The organism is Kitasatospora sp. NPDC096204 (assembly GCF_044763205.1).
Taxonomy (GTDB): domain Bacteria; phylum Actinomycetota; class Actinomycetes; order Streptomycetales; family Streptomycetaceae; genus Kitasatospora.
Genome location: NZ_JBIWFT010000001.1, coordinates 163,575 through 180,164 on the forward strand (window position 1 = coordinate 163,575; position 16,590 = coordinate 180,164).

Below are 16,590 nucleotides of genomic sequence, written 5' to 3' on the forward strand. Positions count from 1 at the left end.
CTCCCGGCCAGACTGGTGCCACACCACGACGGAACCCCTTCCCACCAGGGAAGCGAGCCAAGGGAGCAGCAGAGATGACGCAGCGTCCGGCCACCACCCGCACCCGCCTCCGGCTGTTCACGGTCGGCCTCGGAGTGGCCCTCGCCCTGGGCGCCGGCCTCTCCGCGACGGCGGCCGTGGCGGAGACGGTGGGCAGCGGGACGGCGGCGGTGGTGAGCGGCGACGCGACGCCCACCCCGACCCCGACCCCCACCAGCACCGGGCACGGCAGCACCGGCGACTGGAACAGCACCGGCTCCTGAGCACAGTGAGAAGACCGGCCGCAGAATCGATTCCTCAGCAGCCCGAGGACAGCCGGTCGGCGGCCCGCCGCCCACCCGGCAACGACCCGGCCGACGCGGCCGACCCGGCCGAACCCTCCCCCCGGGGCAGCAGCCCCGCCACCTCCCGCGCCTCCGGCAGCCCCAGCCGCACGAAGATCCGGTGCGCCTCCCGCAGCCGGACGTCCGCCTCGGCCTCCCGCCCGAGGTCGGCCAGCGTCCGCCCCAGCACCACCAGCGCGTGGCCCTGGTCCCGCTCGGCGCCCAGCTCCTCGCACAGCTCCAGCGCCCGCCCGGCGTGCTCCAGCGCCTCGGCCGTCCGGCCCAGCGAGCGCAGACTGTCCGCCATCCGGTAGCGGGCGTGCCCGGCCCGGGCCCGCAGACCGGCCGCCGAGGCCACCGCCAGGCACTCGCCGAACCAGGTGACCGCCTCCTCGTGCCGCCCCAGCCCGTGCAGCGCCAGCCCCAGCACGTACAGCGTGTACGCCCGGCCCGGATCGTCGTCGCGGGTCCGCAGCTCGGCCAGCGCCTCGTGGCAGATCTGCACCGCCTCGGCGGCCCGCCCGCTGCGCACCCGCGCCAGCGCGGCGTTCACCGTCGTCACCAGCGCCCCGGAGCGGTGGCCGAGTTCACGCGCCAGCAGCAGCGCCTCGTCGTAGTGCCCGACGGCCTCGTCGTAGCGGCTGAGGAACTGGCAGACCAGACCGAGGTCGTTGAGCGCCTGGCGCAGGATCACCGTGTCGCCCGCCTCGCGGGAGGCGGCCACCGCCAGCCGGGAGGCGGCCTCCGCCTCCTCCAGCCGGGTGGTGGCCAGGGCCACGTTGCCGCGGAGGAAGTGCGCCCGGCCAGCTGCCCGGTGGTCGGCGCGATGGGCCGCTGCGGCGGCCAGGGCCTCGGCGGTGGTGGCCAGTTGGCGGCTGGGAGGGGCGAGGAGGAACGGCGTGAGCGCGATCAGCAGGTCGATCGCGGCGCCCAGCGGGTCGGGGTCCGAACCGTCGGTGCCGTCGGTGTCGTCGTTCGTCATCGTCCAGCCCGCCACCTGCGCGGCCAGCGCGATCGCCCCCGAGCCCTCCGCCTCGGCCCAGGCCCGCGCCCCGTCCGGGCCGTCCAGCGGGACGCCCGCACCGCGGGCCGGCCCGAGTGCCCCGGCCGCCGGGTCCCCGGGGACGGCGTGCTGGAAGGCCGTGCACGCGGTGGCCAGCAGGTGGTCCAGCATCCGGTCGCGGGCCGCCACGGCCGCGCCGGGATCGTCCGGGCGGCGCCGGGCGAACGCGCGCAGCAGGTCGTGGAAGCGGTAGCGGCCGGGGAACGGGGACTCCATCATCGCCACGTCCACCAGGGCCTCCAGCAGGTCCTCGGCGTCGTACTCGTCCAGGTCCAGCAGGGCGGCCGCGGCCTGCAGCCCGAGGTCGGGGCCGTCCACCGAGGCGGCCAGCCGGAACGCCCTGGCCTGGGCGGGCGTCAACTGGCGGTAGCTCAGCTCGAAGGCGGCCGCGACCTCCAGGTCGCCGATGCGCAGCTCGTCGATCCGGCGGCGTTCGACCGCCAGCCGGCGGCCCAGCGTCTGCACGGTCCAGCTCGGCCGGGCGGCCAGCCGGGCCGCCACGATCCGCACCGCGAGCGGGAGGTGCCCGCACATCAGCAGCAGTTCCCGGGCGGCCTCCGCCTCGGCGGCCAGCCGCTCGGCGCCGATGGTGCGGCCCAGCAGTTCGAGCGCCTCCTCGGGCTCGAAGACGCCGAGGTCGGCCTGGACGGTCGCGGGCAGGCCGGACAGCCGGGTGCGGCTGGTGGTGAGCACCGCGCAGCCGACCGCGCCCGGCAGCAGGGGTCTGATCTGCGCGGTGTCGTGGACGTTGTCGAGCACCAGGAGCAGCCGCCGGCCGTCCACCACCGAGCGGAACAGCGCCGAGCGGGCGTCCAGGCCGTCCGGCACCGCGTCGGCCGACACACCGAGCGCCACCAGGAAGCCGCAGAGCACGGCCTCCGGATCGGCCGGGGTGGCGTCGGCGCCCCGCAGGTCCGCGTAGAGCTGCCCGTCCGGGTAGGCCTCGCGGACCCGGTGGGCGACGTGCAGGGCCAGTGCGGTCTTGCCGACCCCGCCCATGCCGACCACGGTCGCGATCGCCAGCGCCTGCTGGCCCGGTGCGCCGAGGGCCCCGCCCAGCCGCTCGACCAGCGCCGTGCGCCCGGTGAAGTCCGCGGCGTCGGGCGGAAGTTGGGCCGGTCTGGGGGAGCCGGTCCCGGTCGGGGCGGCGGGTGCGTCCGACGCCGCCTGGGCCTGGGCGCGCGGGTCTGGCGACTCGGCCCCGGGCGCGCCGGGCTCCGCCGGTCCGGAGCCGGGCGGGACGGCGCCGGGCAGGGCCGGGGCCTGCACCACGGAGACGGGCGGGGCCGACTGCGGCGCGACGGACGGCGCCGGGGCGGCGAGCGTCGGGTCGCCCTCCAGGATCCGCTGGTGCAGCAGGTCCAGCTCCGCTCCCGGCGCCACGCCCAGTTCGGCCAGGAACAGCTGACGCGCGCCCCGGAACACCGCCAGCGCGTCCGCCTGTCGCCCGGCCTGGTACAGCGCCCGCATCAGCAGCCCGTACGCCCGCTCGTGCAGCGGGTGCTCGGTGGTCAGCGAGGTCAGCTCCGGAATGCACCGGGAGTAGCGGCCCAGCGCCAGGTCCAGCGCGATCCGCTCCTCCAGCAGGGTCAGCCGGAGCTCCTGCAGCCGCTGGCGCTGGCGCTGCGCGAACGGTCCCGGGATGCCCGCCAGCGGCTCGCCCTGCCACAGCTCCAGCGCCTGGTTCAGCAGGTCGCGCGCCTGCTGCGGCTCCCCGGCCGCCGCCGTCCGCTCGGCCTGCCCCGCCAGCTCCTCCGCCTGCGCCGCGTCCACCGCGTGCTTGGGCAGCACCAGCCGGTAGCCGTCCCCGACCGAGGTCAGCACCGTCGGTGCGTCCGGCTCCTCGCCGTGCAGGACCTTGCGCCACCGCCAGGCGTAGGTGCGCACCGTCGTCATCGCGGTGCCCGGCGGCTCCTCGCCCCACAGGGCGTCGATCAGGTCGGTGGCGCTCGCGCCGTGCCCGGGCCGGAGCAGCAGCACCGCCAGCATCGCCTGCTGCTGGGGGCTGCCCACCTTCAGCGCGGTCGCGCCGCGCTGCGCTCTCATCAGTCCCAGCACCGAGAACCGGAATTCATCCATGACTGCACCTGCCCGCCTCATGTGCTCGCCCCCGCCCGCGCACGTGCCGCCCCCCGATTTGATGAGCCCCTATCAACCCACGGCACCCGGCGTGATGTCGAGAGATCGTCGACCCGGTGGTGATCCGGTGTTGATCGGCCGTCACCACAATCGGTGGTGTGGCACCCGCCGCCGGCCCGGCCCCGGCCGTCGGACCCGCCACGTCCCCGGCCGCCCGGCCCGCCGCCCGGGCGCCCCCCACGGCTCTCGGAGGCGGACGCCCATGAACACCGACCTGCTGCGCACCGGCCCGCTCGACACCGACCCGCTGACCAGCGACCTGCTCCACCGGCTGCTCGACGTCGACCCGGCCGCCGGGCCGGCCGAACTGCTCCACCGCGCCCGCGCCGACCGCCACCTGCCGTACCTGGTGCTCGCCGCGCTCTCCCGCGAGGGCGTGCGGATGGGCGGGCACGCCCGGGCCGAGCTGCAGCGCGCCCGCGACCGGGCCGAGTGTTACGCCCGGGTCGCCCGCGACCTCGCCGACGCCACCGGCGTCCGCCCGATCCGGGACCTCCCCCTGGCCGGCTACTACCCGCCGGACCTGCCCCGGCCGCTGGGCGGACTCAGCCTCGTCAGCCCCACCGAGGCGACGCTCTGGCAGGCCGTCAACCGGCTGGTCACCGACCACCCGGTGGAGTCCGTCGAGATCACCCTGCTCGGCGAGCGGCCCCGGCACACCGCCGTCACCCTGCGCTGGCCGGCCGAGGACCCGCTGCTCGACCCCTGGTACCAGGTACGGGTCGCCACCGCCGCCCTCACCGGCGACCTCGCCACCGTCCCCGTCCGCCCCTACCTGGCCGCCGACGAACACGTGGAATGCCTGATCGCCCTCGCCGAGGAGGGGCTCGCGCGCACCTTCCTGGCCGGCGACGTGATCGACGTGGCCCAGCTCGCCGGACAGCCCTTCGACCCCGCCGAGACCGCCGCGGTCCTCGCCGCCTACCGGCTCGCCCCGGAGGCCGCCGCCCTGCTCGACCTCGCCGCCGAGCACGTGCCGCTCGGCTCCCTGCGGGACGTGCGCACCGTCCTGGAGGCCGAGGTCGCCCCCGAACTCCGCCGCCGCCGGACCCTCGCCCGCGCCCACCGGCCGCGCCAGGGGACGCTGTTGCGCCACGGCACCCTGCTGCGCCGCACCGTCATCCGGCACCAGTGGGACGAGGCCCTGCTGCTCCCGGCCGGCGGCGCCACCCTGCTGCTCACCCCGGTCGCCGACTACCTGCTCGGCGCCGAGGGCACCCGGCCGACGGCGCCCGAACGCGCCGCCGCCCTGGCCGCGCTGCGGGCCTGGGACACCACCGCCCCCGGCGGCCCGGACCCGGCCCCGTGCACCGGCCTGTCGGAGCCGCGCCACCGCTGAGCGGGCGCACCGGCCCGCCGTCGACGGTGGGGGGGCTTGGCAGCGGGCCCGGAGAGTCTTGTATCGTTCTTCGCGAATCATCCAGAGGGGTGGAGGGACCGGCCCTACGAAGCCCCGGCAACTCCCCGTTCGACCCGGCGTCCGAAGTACGCGCCGTGCCGTCCGGGATCAGTGCCAACTCCGGCCTGTCGCCAATGTGGCGCGGGAAAGATGAGGAGACACGGTGCTCTCTGTGCTGTCCTTCGCCCGGGCGCTTCCCGCCCCGGCGCTTTCGCGTACCCGTCTCGTGCCCGGCGCAGGCAATCGGCCGACTTCCGCGGCCCGTCCTCGCTGACCACCCCCGGCTCCCCGCGAGGAGCCGCCGGGAGCAGCGCCGACCCGCTGCTCCCGGGCCTTGAGACTGGAGTACCCCCACCCATGGAGAACACGAGCGGCGTCGGCGTGCTCGACAAGGTCACCTCGATCCTCGGGATCCTGGAGGCGGGCCCCGCCACCCTCGGCGGCCTCGTCGCGGCCACCGGCATGGCCCGCCCCACCGCCCACCGGCTGGCCGTCGCACTCGAACACCACCGCCTGGTCAGCCGGGACGTGAACGGCCGGTTCATGCTCGGCCCCCGGGTCGGCGAGCTCGCCTCGGCCGCCGGCGAGGACCGTTTGCTGGCCGCGGCCGGCTCGGTCCTGACCCAGCTGCGGGACCTCACCGGCGAGAGCGCCCAGCTCTACCGACGGCAGGGCGAGGTGCGGATCTGCGTGGCCGCCGCCGAGCGCCTCACCGGCCTGCGGGACACCGTCCCGGTGGGCATCACCCTCCCCATGAAGGTCGGCTCCGCCGCCCAGGTCCTGCTCGCCTGGGAGGAGCCCGAGCGCCTCCACCGCGGGCTGCAGGGCGCCCGTTTCACCGCCACCGCCCTGAGCGGCGTACGGCGCCGGGGCTGGGCGCAGTCCGTCGGCGAGCGCGAACTCGGGGTCGCCTCCGTCTCCGCGCCCGTCCGCGGCCAGTCCAACCGGGTGGTGGCCGCCGTCTCGGTCTCAGGACCGATCGAACGGCTCACCCGCCACCCCGGCGCCCAGCTCTCCCAGGCCGTCGTCGAGGCGGGCCGCCGCCTCACCGAGGCCCTGCGCCACGCCTGACGGGATGGGGGACCCGGACCAGGGTCCCCCATCCCGGCCGGGGTGCCGCCGCCCCATCCCGGCCGGGGTGCCGCCGCCCCGGGTTCAGGCCCGGGACAGCAGCACGGCGCGGGAGGGCCGGGGGATCCGGCTGATCACCGCGCCGATCAGCGTGCCGATCGACACCCCGAAGACCGCCGAGACGGCCGCCAGGACCGACTGGGCCCCGTTCCCGACCTCTATCTGCGCGGTGTTCAACAGACCGAAGGAGCCCGGCACCACGATCCAGAACGCGGGGAGGTAGAGCACCTGCCAGAGCGGACCGCCCGGCAGCCAGTGCACCAGGGTGGCCGCGACCGCGGCGGCGACCGCCCCGGCCAGGCCGCCTATCGCCGCGCCGTGCACCGACCCCACCGCCACCTGGGCGGTGACGCTGACCGCGATCACGGCGACGATCCACGGGATGGCCGAGGGCGGCGTGTGGACGTTGACCACCACTCCGGCCACCGCGATCGCCAGCCCCAGCGCGATCACCCACCAGGTGGGCTTGGCGACCTGGACGTTGGCCAGCGCGGTGGCCGGCATGCCGATCGCCGTCGCGGCCGCGGCCACCCCGGCGAGGAACAGCGCCAGCTGGACCGCGCCGGACACCAGCCGGGCGGTGCCCGCGCTGGCCGCGCCCGCGGCGATCTCGGACAACCCGGTGACCAGCAGCCCGCCCGGCAGCAGGATCGCCAGGGTGGCCACGATCGTCCGCAGCGGGCCGTCCAGCAGCGAGGCCCGCGCGAGTGCCAGGACCAGCAGGGCGACCAGGAAGCCGGCCGTGACGGGCAGCAGCGGCCGCAGGTACGGCAGCCGTCGGGCGAGCACGGTCAGCCCCACCACGATCAGCGAGCCGAGCCCGGCCGCCAGCACGTTCGCCGCCGCCGGCTGGAGGAAGAGGCAGACCCCCACGCCGACCGGCAGCGCCCCGAGATCCGCCACCCACGCGGGCCAGCGGGCCGGTGCCCGCCGGATCCGGTCCAGTTCGGCCAGCGCCCGGGGCCCGTCGAGCTCGCCCGCCCGCAGCCGGTGCACCAGGTGGAGGACGTCGGCCGTCTGCTCGAACCGCAGCGCGCCGCCGACCGGCTGGAACCTGGTGGCCCCGTCCGCGTCCAGCGAGACGAACAGCCCGTTGGTCAGCGCGGCGACCCGCACCTCCGGAGCCCCCAACGCCCGTCCCAGCCAGTGGAGTTCCTCCTCGACGTCATGGACGGGCAGGCCACCGCCGAGCAGGGCCTCGCCCAGGTCGAGGAGCAGACGGCGGAGCGGTTCGGGCGGGGCGTCGACGACCCGGACCGATGGAGACTTGCTAGACATGGCAGGTATCGTCCCACCCTGCCCGATTCGGCCCGACTCTGCCCCGGTCCTCACCCCTCCCGGCCCGGGCCTCCGTCGGGTTTTCTCGGCACGTCACAGGGGCAGGGGCCGGGCTTCGACGACGTTCGCCATGACGATGGTGGAACTGAGGCGCTGGACGCCGGGCAGGGTGGCCAGGCGTTCGTCGTAGAGCTGCCGATAGGCCGCCAGATCGTGGGCGACGACGCGCAGGAGGTAGTCGGGGTCGCCGAACAGCCTCTGGGCCTGCAGGACGTTGGGGATGTCGGCCACGGCCTGCTCGAAGGCCGCGACGGTCTCGCGGTCCTCGTAGCGCATGGTGACGAAGACCAGGGACTCGAAGGTCAGGCCGAGGACGGCGGCGTCGAGCCGGGCGTGGTAGCCGGCGATCGCGCCCGAGCGTTCCAGGGCCCGCAGTCGGCGGTGGCAGGGGGACACGCTCAGGCGGACCCGCTCGGCGAGCTCGGTGAGGGTCAGTCGCCCGTCGCGCTGCAGTTCGGCAAGAATTTTTCGGTCTATGTCATCCACGGAGAAGGTTCTTCCACTCCGTGGCGACCATCGGGAAAAGATTGGAAGCACCTTCTGGGCGAACCCGCCTAGCCTTCCCTATCAGGAAACCAGGGGCGCATGTCCGCACGAGTCGTCCGTCATACGAATGGATCCCCGATGAGCACCACCACAGCGCCGAGAGCCCCCGAGGCCCCGGGCGCCCCGCAACTGGGCCACGGCCTCAAGCGGCGCCACCTCTCGATGATCGCCCTCGGCGGCGTCATCGGCGCCGGCCTCTTCGTGGGCTCCGGCGCGGGCATCGCGGTAGCCGGCCCCGGCATCATCCTGGCGTTCGTCGCGGCCGGTCTGCTGGTGATGCTGGTCATGCGGATGCTGGGCGAGATGTCCGCCGCGCACCCGGCCTCCGGTTCCTTCTCGGTGCACGCCGAGCGCGAGATCGGCCTCTGGGCGGGTCTGACCACCGGCTGGATGTACTGGGTGACGGTCGGCGTCGCTGTCGCCGTCGAGGCCACGGCCGCCGGCGCGCTCGTGCACTCCTGGATCACCGGGGTTCCGGCCTTCGTCTGGGTCGGCATCTTCATGGCCTTCTTCTGCGCCACCAACCTGACCGCCGTGAAGAACTTCGGCGAGTTCGAGTTCTGGTTCGCGGCCGTCAAGATCGCCGCGATCGTCGCCTTCCTGACTCTGGGCGTGCTGGGCGTCACCGGTGTCATCGGCCACGCCCCCGGCACCGCCAACCTGACCGGCCACGGCGGCTTCCTGCCGCACGGCGGCAACGGCCTGATCACCGGCCTGCTGCCCGCGGTCTTCGCCTACGGCGGCCTGGAGGCCGTCACCATCGCGGCCGCCGAATCCGACGACCCGCGCCGCAACGTCGCCAACGCCGTGCGCACCGCGGTCTGGCGGATCGCGATCTTCTACATCGGCACGATGGCCCTGGCGGTCACCCTGGTGCCCTGGAACGACCCCGACGTGGTCAAGCTGGGCCCCTACGTCACGGTGCTGCAGCTGCTCAACGTTCCCGGCGCCGCCCTCGTCATGAAGGCCGTGGTGCTGATCGCCCTGCTGAGCGCGATGAACGCCAACATCTACAGCGCCTCCCGGATGGTCCACTCGCTGGTCACCCGCGGTCTGGGTCCTCGTGCGCTGGCCAAGGTCACCGACGGCGTCCCGCGACTGAGCGTGCTGGCCTCCTGCGGCTTCGGCTTCGCCGCCGTGCTGGCCGGCTACTTCTGGCCGGACACCATCTTCCTCTGGCTGCTGAACTCCACCGGCGTGGCCATCCTGGTGGTCTGGCTCTTCATCGGCATCGCCCAACTGCGCATGCGCCGCCGCGTCGAGCGCGAGAGTCCCGAACTGCTCACCGTACGCATGTGGGCCTACCCGTACCTGACCTGGCTGGCCATCGCCGCGGTGGCCGCCCTCCTGGCCCTGATGACCACCAGCCCCGGCAACCGCGACCAGCTCTACGCGGCCGGCGTCCTGGTCGCCGCCCTGAGCGCAGTCGGCTACTGGCGCCAGCGGCGGAACGCGGCAACCGCCTCGTGACCTGAGTCGGAGGTCCGGCGTCGGTCGGGCACGAGTCGTCCCGGCCCGAAGATCTCGCAGTCGTCGGTCGTCGACGGGCAACGGGAGGTGCCGCGGTCCCGGGTGCGTCGTCGTTCGACCCCGCAGGTCCACCACCCGCGCACAGGAAGTCGGCGGGGCCGACTTCCTGTGCGCGGGTTCAGGGGTGGACGGGTGCTACTTCGGCATCTCGTTCCAGAGCTGCTGCGCGCTCTTCCCGGTGAGCTGGACCCAGAGCTGCTCGCTGTACTCGGTGGTGTTCAGCAGGTGCGCCAGGTCGGGCTTGCCGTAGGTCTTCGAGACGTGGTCGATGAAGCGGGCGGTGGCCTGGTAGCCGCTGTCGTAGCTGGTGTCCGGGTCGAAGTGCCGGGCGCCGGTGCCGGGTTGGAAGTTGTAGTCGCGGACCCAGTCCGCGAGGCCCTCGCTCAGCCACCACGGGCGGTCCGTCGGGTCGTCGGCGACCGCGACGTGGACGGCCTCGTGGACCAGGAAGCCGGTGTCGCCCTTGTTGTCCCGGGTGTAGCCGATGTTGACGTGGATCTCCTTGACGCCGGTGTCGGGGTTCGTCCAGGCGTACGCGGGGTGATCGGTCAGCGCCGGATCCATGATGATCTTGAAGTGGGCGGGGGCCCTGAAGGCTCCCCTGATGATCAGGTCGGAGATCGCCGGGTAGTAGTCCGCGACGGTCTTCCTCTGCTGTTCCAGCCACGGGCCGAGGTCCGGGGCCTGCGCGTAGTCGAGGTCGATGGTCGGGCGGGCGGTGGTCGGCGGTGTGGTGGCGCCGCTGCGGTCGAGGTTCCAGGACTGCGTGGGATCCCCGGGGTTGCAAGCGGCCACCGTGGCGTTCAGGTCCCTGCTGCGGGTGAGGCAGAGGCCGTTGTCCGAGACGCTGTGCAGCAGCCAGGCCCGGCCGCCGCCCGCCGAGGTGTTCTCCAGCCACCACCGCTGGTTGTCCGCGCCGGTGTAGTTCCCGGCGCCGACGGTGTTCCCGCCCCGGTCGCGGTCGAGCGCGATGTCGGTGCCGGGCGCCCTGACCGACCAGGTGCCGTCGCCCTCGTCCCGGAACGTCCAGGCCTGCCGGGGGGAGGACTGGTCGGACTCGCGGACCACCACGTCGAGGCCGTTGTCGCGGCTGTCCCACTGGAGGGCACCGCCCGCGTAGTCGGACATGCGGTAGGCGGCGCCGCTGGACGGCAGCGACTCGGCCGCGCCGGCGGTCCCGGCGCCGAAGGCCATCCCGGACACGACGGTCGCGGCGGACAGGACGGCGGCGGCCGTACGACGGGTGATCATCTCTGGGCTCTCCTCTCGGGCCGGCTCCCCTCTTGGAACCGGACCGAGGTGATGCCACCTGGCCGGGGTGTACACGAAGTCGACGGCCCGTGGACGGATGCGTTGACGGGCAGGTGTTCGCCATGGCCCGGATGTACGGGAAGTCGGGCCCGGGCGGTCTCACATCCGGGACCTCAGCACGTCGACCTCACAGCCCGGCGCGAAGGGGTCGAAGCCGTGCCCGACCAGCCAGCGGACCGCCAGCAGGCTGCGCAACGACCACCACGCCTGGATCACGTCGAGGTCGATGCCGGTGCCGTAGCCCGCGATGACGTCGTCGAGGTGCTCCTCGTGTCCGAGCGTGAAGGTGGCGAGGTCGTACAGGGCGTCACCCCGGCCCGCCTCGGACCAGTCGATGACGCCCGTGACCTCGTCGCCGTCGACGAAGACGTGCGCGATCTGCAGGTCGCCGTGCGTGAACGCCGGGGTCCACGGCCGGAGTGCGGCCTCGGCGACCCGGCGGTTGCGGGCGACCAGGTCGGCGGGCAGGACGCCGTCCGTCACGAGCGACTCGCACTCGTCGTCGAGTTCCGCCGTCAGCGCGGCGATGCTCCGCCCGGCCCGTCCCGGCCAGGACGGCAGCGGCGCCTCGTGCAGCCTCCGGATGGCGGCGCCCGCCGCGGCCCACGCCGCCGGCGACCCGGTCGACGGCCCACCGAGGCGCCCGAGCGTCGTCCCCGGAACCGCGGCGAGCGCGAGCACGGGCGGCTTGCGCCACAGGACCTCCGGGGTCGGGACCGGCGCCAGGGCCATCGCCTCGACCTCGACGTCGATGCGCGCCTGGTCGGCGTCCACCTTCAGGAACACGTCGCCGACCCGCAGAGTCGCACGCTCGGAATGGGCGACGACGACTTCGACCTCATCCATGGGTGACCAGTATCCCGGGGACGATCGCCGACGTCGCCGGGTTTTCCCGCACGATCACTCCGGCCGGCCCGGCCCCGCCGCCGGCACCTTCGTCAGGAGTGCTCAGCGGCCGATGGTCAACGGGTGGTCGCCGTCCACCAGTTCGGCCGCCCGCAAAGGATCGTCGCCCGCCCGGGCGAGGAGCGCCACGACGTCGTAGACCGGCGCGCCGGGGCCGCTGCCGAGGCCGAGGGTCACGCCGGGTTCGCAGCGGGTCGCCCAGACCGCGGGCGCCAGTTCGGGCCGCAGCTGCTCCAGTGTGCGCACCAGTGTCCAGGCGGCCTCGTCGTGCCGGGCCCTGCGCGCCGGATCGCAGGCGGCGATGGCCTCGGCCACCCCGTGGTCGTGCGGGTCGTGGTCGTGGAGGAGCGGCAGCAGTTCGGGAGCGCCCAGGATTTCCGCCGCCCGGAAGGTGAGCACCTCGGCGCCGTCGGGGTCCGCCAGCAGCTCGCACAGGAGCGCGGCGGCGCGCGGGTCACGCCGCCGCGCCAGGCCACGGATGCCCTCCGCGCGGGCGTCCGGGTCGGCGTCCCGCGTCCGCTCCCAGAGGGCGGCCCGGACTGCCGGGGTGTCGGCCCCGGACCGGAAGCCGAGTGAGAACATCGCCCAGTCGCGTACGTCAGGGTCCGCGTCCCGGGTGAGGGCGATCAGCGCGTGGACCAGTGGCCCGTCGGACGGTCCGTCGGACGGCCTGTCGGTGAAGCCGCCGAGCGCGATGGCCGTCCGCTGCCGCACCTCGGAGTCCTCGTGTTCGGCCAGAGCCACCAGGGCGGGTACGGCACGGGGGTCCTCGGTCTGCTCCAGGGCGCGTGCCAGCGAGCAGAGGACGTCGGGGTCGGAATCCCGAGCGGCGAGGGCGGTCAGGGCGACGGAGGCCTCGGCCCGGACGTCCTCGTGGGCGTCACTCGCGAACCCCAGCAGATCGCAGCCCAGGGCTCGTTCCAGGGGCTGCGGCGACCGGAGCAGGTCGCCCGCGCGCTCCACCGCGCCGTGCGCGTCGGCTTCGGCGCCGCGCCGCAGCAGGTTCTCGCTCGTGTGCCGGTCAGGTGCGTCGAGAGCCCGTCTGACCAGCTCCGTCACCATGTCATTGCCCGTGTCCATCCCGGCAGCCTCGCGTACGGCACCCATCCGCGCACGGCGGTTTCCGCCCGGCCCGTCAGCTGAGTGCGCGGGAAGTCGGCGGGGTCGACTTCCTGCGCGGCGGGGTTCAGGTGTGGGCGATGGAGGGGCGTGCAGAGGGGGCGCGCGCGTGACGCTCTGCACGCAAAAGATCGCGTTCCGAGGTCGGCGGTCGAAATGCGCGGGTACGGTGACGCGCAGAAGCACGTGTTGGGCGCGTGGCATACGGCAGGGGGCAGCGATGACGCAGCGGAAGAAGCGCAAGCCGACGGCGAGTTCCGCGATCATGTTCGGTGAAGAGATCCGCTATGCCCGGGAGTTGGCGGGCCTCACCCAGGAGGATCTGGGCAAGCTGCTCCACCTCGATCGAACGGTGGTCTCGCGAACCGAGGGCGGGCGGCGGAAGCCGACGGTCGAGGAAGTCGAGCAGCTTGAGGAGTTGCTGAACACCGGTGGGCTGCTGATGCGGCTGTACAACCGGGTCGACTGGAGCGCGCAGATCGAGCACCCGGACTGGTTCCAGACCCACGCCGACGCGGAGGCCGAGGCGGTCGGAGCCCAGGTGTTCCAGACCGACTACATGCACGGGCTGCTTCAGTGTCGGGACTACGCACGGGCGATGTTCGCGGCGGGCGGGACCGAGGAAGGTCCCAAAGCGATTGAGGAGCGAGTCGAGGCGAGGCTCGCACGACAGGAGCGGTTCCTCGCCGATGGTGGCCCGCAGTTGGTCGTCCTGCTGGACGAGAGCGCCATTCGATCGGTGGTCGGCGGGCCGAAGGTGATGGCGCGCCAGATGCAGCACCTGCTGGACCTCGCCCAGCGCGGGAACATCGTCATCCAGGTGGTGCCGTTCACCGCCCGCGCGACGATCATCAACAGCTCGATGGTCCTTCTGGAGATGCCGGATGGCCGGCATTCGGTGTACTCGGAGAGCCTGGACAGGGGTAGCCCCTGCGACGAACCGTCCATCGTCTCAGGACACCGACGGCGCTATGATCGGCTGCGTGGCGACGCGCTCACAGTGGGCGACTCGCTGGTGCTGATGGCCGAGGCGCTGGAAGGGTTCAAAGATGATGCGGAACGAGCTCGACACGGCCGGCTGGCGCAAGAGCAGCTACAGCGGTACGAACGGCGGCGACTGCGTCGAGGTGGCCCCCGGATTTCCCGGTCTCGTCCCCGTGCGTGACTCCAAGGACCCTCACGGTCCGGCGCTCGTCTTCCCCATCGCCGCCTGGGACTCCTTCATCGCCGCGATCCAGGCGGGCGAGTACCCGAGCGGGAACTGACGCCCTCGGGTTGCCTCTTGTCCCTGCCAACCTCGGCGTGGAAGCGGTGCAGCACGTGTCGGACCAGGGCCGCGTCATCCACATCCGCCGCCCCTACCTCGACTTGATCGCCTCCGGCACCAAGACGATCGAGGTCCGCGTCGGCTACCCCAGCATGCGCAGGATCCGGCCCGGGCAGATCCTGGTCTTCGGATCCGGCGACGCCAGCTGCCGCACCCGGGTCGTCAAGGTCTCCGAGTACCCGACGTTCGAGGCGATGCTCGACGCCGAGGACAGCGAAGCCATCGGTTCCGAAGGCATGAGCCGGGCCGAACTCCTCGCCGCCTGCCGGGAGATCTACCCTCCGGAGAAGGAGCAGCTCGGCGTCCTCGCCATCCACCTGCAGCTCGCCCCGTAGCCCCGCCGACCGACTCGAGGAGGGGATCGGCCCATGAACGACTCGGCTCGGCTCCGTGCCGCCCTGGTGGACGGGCTCACCGGAGAGGACGCGGTGGGCGACCCGGCGTGGCGGGCCGCCGCGTTGGCGGTGCCCCGGGAGTTGTTCGTCGGCTCCTTCTTCGTGCCGGTCCCGGGCAGCGGCCCGACCGCTTACCGGCCGGTGCGGCGGGCCGATCCCGGGTGGCTGGAGCAGGTCTACTCGAACGAGACGCTGATCACCCAGCTCGACGGGCGCATCCACCCCGAGGACGTGACCGGGGGCAGTGCGACCGGAACCCCGTCCTCGTCGTCCACCCTGCCCTCGCTGGTGCTGCGCATGTGGCAGCAGCTCGGTGTCGAGGACGGTCACCGGGTGTTGGAGGTCGGCACGGGCACCGGCTACTCGACCGCCCTGGGCGCGCACTGTCTCGGGGACGCCAACCTGACCAGCGTCGAGTACGACCCGGTGGTCGGCGCCGCCGCGGCCGCCGCGATCGGGTCGGCCGGGTTCGCGCCCCGGCTGGTCATCGGTGACGGGCTGCTCGGGGACCCGGACGGGGGCGAGTACGACCGGCTCATCGCCACCTGCGCCGTCCGGTACCTGCCGCCCTGCTGGCTGCACCAGGTGAAGCCCGGCGGCGTCATCCTGGTGACCCTGTCCGGTTGGGGGTTCGGGTTCGGACTGGTGCGCCTGGTCGTGACGGCTCCTGGCGAGGGAACGGGGGTCTTCATGCCCGGCTACACCAGTTTCATGATCGCTCGTCCGCACGACCGACCACCGCGCCAGAGCATCTCCCTGCTTCCGGGGGACGAACGCCCGTCCCGGATCGACCCGGAGGTCATCGGCACCTGGACCGGCAGTTGGGTCGCCCAGCTCGCGGCGCCCTCGGCCGAACGGATGGGCGCCGGCGGGCACCAGATCCTCTGGGACGTGGCGACCGGTTCGCAGGCCAGGACCGCGCCCCACCCGGACGGCGGGTGGACCGTGCTGCAGCGCGGCCCGCTGCGGCTCTGGGACCAGGTGGAGAGTGCCGTCGAAGCGTGGCAGCGGGCCGGTGAGCCGCACCAGGAGGGGTTCGGCCTCACGGTCTCGGCGACCGGGCAACGGGTGTGGCTCGGCAGCGAGGACGGGCCGGGCTGGAACCTGCCGATCTGACCAGACCACCGGCCGTCGTGGCCGGGCCGGCGACGAAGGCGCGGCGACGAACGCTGACCGGCGAGAATATGCGCAGGGCCCCGACCGCAGGCAGCGGTCGGGGCCCCTCAGTGCGCATCCGGTCAGTCGAGCGGCGGCGTCAGCTCCACCTCGTAGCGGTAGAGCCGGCCGTTCACCCAGCAGGCCAGGTCGGCGCCGTCGGTGTGCCGGGCGAGTTCGGTGAGCAGGCGCTCGGTGAACTCGCCCAACTGCCGGGCGTCGACCGGGGCGGCGGCGGAGCGCGCCCCGGCGGCGAAGCGGAGTTCCTCCGCCCGGTAGGACACGGTGTAGGTCACCGAGTCGCCCGTCTCCCCGGCCGGCACGAGGTGCCGGCCGGGCTCGTCCTCGCTGAAGACGAGTCCGGTGCCCGAGGCGGCGCGGTTGGCCGCCTCGGCCAGGGAGAAGCCGGGCGCCGCGGGCGGAGTCCCGCTCCCCAGCCGCAGGTCGACCACGGCCTCCGGCAGCCCCGGGAGGTCCACCCGGTAGCTGTAGTTGCCGTCGATGTCGACGTAGAAGGCGGTCTCCAGGCCCTCCAGCGCGGCGTGCAGCCGGGTGGTCGCCCAGCGGCCGCAGGAGCGGAGCGCGGGGACCACGTCGTCGCCCGCCAACTGCTCGACGCTGATGTTCAGCCGGCAGTCGTAGGGGCGCTCCACGTACCAGTCGTCGCGGACGGCTCCCACGGCCGGGCCGGACACGTCACCGGGGTCGGTGGTCAGCCGGAGGCTGAACAGCGAGCCGTCCGGGCCCGTCGTCCGGCAGCAGGAATCCGCCGTCGGGCCGTCCTGGAGGCCGAGCGCCGAGGCGATCTCCTCCGCGGTGACGGGAGGTCCGCCGGGACGTCGGACGACGAATCCCGCGTTGACCGACAC

15 protein-coding genes and 1 riboswitch are annotated in these 16,590 nt (G+C 73.8%); of the genes, 8 read left to right on the plus strand and 7 right to left on the minus strand.

Annotated elements, in window-relative coordinates:
* Positions 1-74 precede the first annotated feature (74 nt).
* Positions 75-302: a hypothetical protein gene (locus tag ACIQ87_RS00545; RefSeq protein WP_402399362.1), complete on the plus strand. Its 228-nt coding sequence runs from the start codon at positions 75-77 to the stop codon at positions 300-302.
* A gap of 34 nt (positions 303-336) precedes the next feature.
* Here ACIQ87_RS00545 and ACIQ87_RS00550 read toward each other — a convergent pair whose 3' ends face one another.
* Complete coding sequence (locus ACIQ87_RS00550; protein ID WP_402399365.1) at positions 337-3,504, minus strand: AfsR/SARP family transcriptional regulator; 3,168 nt, start codon at positions 3,502-3,504, stop codon at positions 337-339.
* A gap of 262 nt (positions 3,505-3,766) precedes the next feature.
* On the opposite strand from ACIQ87_RS00550, the gene ACIQ87_RS00555 reads away from it, so the two are divergent.
* Together ACIQ87_RS00555 and ACIQ87_RS00560 are read left to right on the plus strand one after the other, a co-directional pair.
* A complete protein-coding gene (locus ACIQ87_RS00555; RefSeq protein WP_402399368.1) occupies positions 3,767-4,903 on the plus strand; it encodes a hypothetical protein in 1,137 nt (378 codons plus the stop codon).
* A 74-nt stretch (positions 4,904-4,977) separates the two neighbouring features.
* A riboswitch (SAM riboswitch) is annotated at positions 4,978-5,120 on the plus strand.
* A gap of 200 nt (positions 5,121-5,320) precedes the next feature.
* Complete coding sequence (locus ACIQ87_RS00560) at positions 5,321-6,034, plus strand: IclR family transcriptional regulator (RefSeq protein WP_402399371.1); 714 nt, start codon at positions 5,321-5,323, stop codon at positions 6,032-6,034.
* A gap of 84 nt (positions 6,035-6,118) precedes the next feature.
* On the opposite strand, the gene ACIQ87_RS00565 is transcribed toward ACIQ87_RS00560, so the two are convergent.
* Together ACIQ87_RS00565 and ACIQ87_RS00570 are read right to left on the minus strand one after the other, a co-directional pair.
* The gene (locus tag ACIQ87_RS00565; RefSeq protein ID WP_402399374.1) at positions 6,119-7,372 is read right to left on the minus strand and encodes a threonine/serine exporter family protein; all 1,254 of its coding nucleotides are present in this window, start codon (positions 7,370-7,372) and stop codon (positions 6,119-6,121) included.
* 93 nt (positions 7,373-7,465) lie between these two features.
* Positions 7,466-7,918, minus strand: coding sequence for an Lrp/AsnC family transcriptional regulator (locus ACIQ87_RS00570; RefSeq protein WP_402399377.1), 453 nt, complete (start codon positions 7,916-7,918; stop codon positions 7,466-7,468).
* Positions 7,919-8,056: 138 nt separating this feature from the next.
* Between ACIQ87_RS00570 and ACIQ87_RS00575 the strand changes: the two genes are divergently transcribed.
* The gene (locus ACIQ87_RS00575) at positions 8,057-9,448 is read left to right on the plus strand and encodes an amino acid permease (RefSeq protein WP_402399380.1); all 1,392 of its coding nucleotides are present in this window, start codon (positions 8,057-8,059) and stop codon (positions 9,446-9,448) included.
* 195 nt (positions 9,449-9,643) lie between these two features.
* Here ACIQ87_RS00575 and ACIQ87_RS00580 read toward each other — a convergent pair whose 3' ends face one another.
* From ACIQ87_RS00580 to ACIQ87_RS00590, 3 genes are all read right to left on the minus strand, one after another.
* Positions 9,644-10,759 (minus strand): basic secretory protein-like protein, encoded by a 1,116-nt coding sequence (locus tag ACIQ87_RS00580; protein WP_402399383.1) that lies wholly within the window; start codon positions 10,757-10,759, stop codon positions 9,644-9,646.
* Positions 10,760-10,918: 159 nt separating this feature from the next.
* The gene (locus ACIQ87_RS00585) at positions 10,919-11,665 is read right to left on the minus strand and encodes a phosphotransferase family protein (RefSeq protein WP_402399386.1); all 747 of its coding nucleotides are present in this window, start codon (positions 11,663-11,665) and stop codon (positions 10,919-10,921) included.
* Between the two features lie 102 nt (positions 11,666-11,767).
* Positions 11,768-12,805 carry a HEAT repeat domain-containing protein gene (locus ACIQ87_RS00590; RefSeq protein ID WP_402399389.1) on the minus strand — a complete coding sequence of 346 codons (1,038 nt, stop codon included), beginning with the start codon at positions 12,803-12,805 and terminating at the stop codon, positions 11,768-11,770.
* Positions 12,806-13,064: 259 nt separating this feature from the next.
* Between ACIQ87_RS00590 and ACIQ87_RS00595 the strand changes: the two genes are divergently transcribed.
* From ACIQ87_RS00595 to tgmC, 4 genes are read left to right on the plus strand one after another with little or no spacing between them, the layout of a single operon-like run.
* Positions 13,065-14,009, plus strand: a complete 945-nt coding sequence (locus ACIQ87_RS00595) for a Scr1 family TA system antitoxin-like transcriptional regulator (protein WP_402399392.1) — start codon at positions 13,065-13,067, stop codon at positions 14,007-14,009.
* Positions 13,972-14,109: a DUF397 domain-containing protein gene (locus tag ACIQ87_RS00600; protein ID WP_402399395.1), complete on the plus strand. Its 138-nt coding sequence runs from the start codon at positions 13,972-13,974 to the stop codon at positions 14,107-14,109. The genes ACIQ87_RS00595 and ACIQ87_RS00600 overlap by 38 nt, the downstream gene beginning before the upstream one ends.
* Before the next feature lie 10 nt (positions 14,110-14,119).
* The gene (locus ACIQ87_RS00605; protein WP_402399398.1) at positions 14,120-14,506 is read left to right on the plus strand and encodes an ASCH domain-containing protein; all 387 of its coding nucleotides are present in this window, start codon (positions 14,120-14,122) and stop codon (positions 14,504-14,506) included.
* A gap of 33 nt (positions 14,507-14,539) precedes the next feature.
* Complete coding sequence (gene tgmC, locus ACIQ87_RS00610) at positions 14,540-15,682, plus strand: ATP-grasp peptide maturase system methyltransferase (protein WP_402399400.1); 1,143 nt, start codon at positions 14,540-14,542, stop codon at positions 15,680-15,682.
* A 122-nt stretch (positions 15,683-15,804) separates the two neighbouring features.
* On the opposite strand, the gene ACIQ87_RS00615 is transcribed toward tgmC, so the two are convergent.
* A complete protein-coding gene (locus ACIQ87_RS00615) occupies positions 15,805-16,590 on the minus strand; it encodes a hypothetical protein (protein ID WP_402399403.1) in 786 nt (261 codons plus the stop codon).

Bases quoted from the DNA above. Each gene is read 5' to 3' on its own strand.
- ACIQ87_RS00590 (WP_402399389.1), bottom strand. From the start codon at position 12,805: ATGGACACGGGCAATGACATGGTGACGGAGCTGGTCAGACGGGCTCTC.
- ACIQ87_RS00560 (WP_402399371.1), top strand. From the start codon at position 5,321: ATGGAGAACACGAGCGGCGTCGGCGTGCTCGACAAGGTCACCTCGATC.
- ACIQ87_RS00595 (WP_402399392.1), top strand. From the start codon at position 13,065: ATGACGCAGCGGAAGAAGCGCAAGCCGACGGCGAGTTCCGCGATCATG.
- ACIQ87_RS00555 (WP_402399368.1), top strand. From the start codon at position 3,767: ATGAACACCGACCTGCTGCGCACCGGCCCGCTCGACACCGACCCGCTG.
- tgmC (WP_402399400.1), top strand. From the start codon at position 14,540: ATGAACGACTCGGCTCGGCTCCGTGCCGCCCTGGTGGACGGGCTCACC.
- ACIQ87_RS00550 (WP_402399365.1), bottom strand. From the start codon at position 3,504: ATGGATGAATTCCGGTTCTCGGTGCTGGGACTGATGAGAGCGCAGCGC.
- ACIQ87_RS00565 (WP_402399374.1), bottom strand. From the start codon at position 7,372: ATGTCTAGCAAGTCTCCATCGGTCCGGGTCGTCGACGCCCCGCCCGAA.
- ACIQ87_RS00575 (WP_402399380.1), top strand. From the start codon at position 8,057: ATGAGCACCACCACAGCGCCGAGAGCCCCCGAGGCCCCGGGCGCCCCG.
- ACIQ87_RS00580 (WP_402399383.1), bottom strand. From the start codon at position 10,759: ATGATCACCCGTCGTACGGCCGCCGCCGTCCTGTCCGCCGCGACCGTC.
- ACIQ87_RS00545 (WP_402399362.1), top strand. From the start codon at position 75: ATGACGCAGCGTCCGGCCACCACCCGCACCCGCCTCCGGCTGTTCACG.
- ACIQ87_RS00585 (WP_402399386.1), bottom strand. From the start codon at position 11,665: ATGGATGAGGTCGAAGTCGTCGTCGCCCATTCCGAGCGTGCGACTCTG.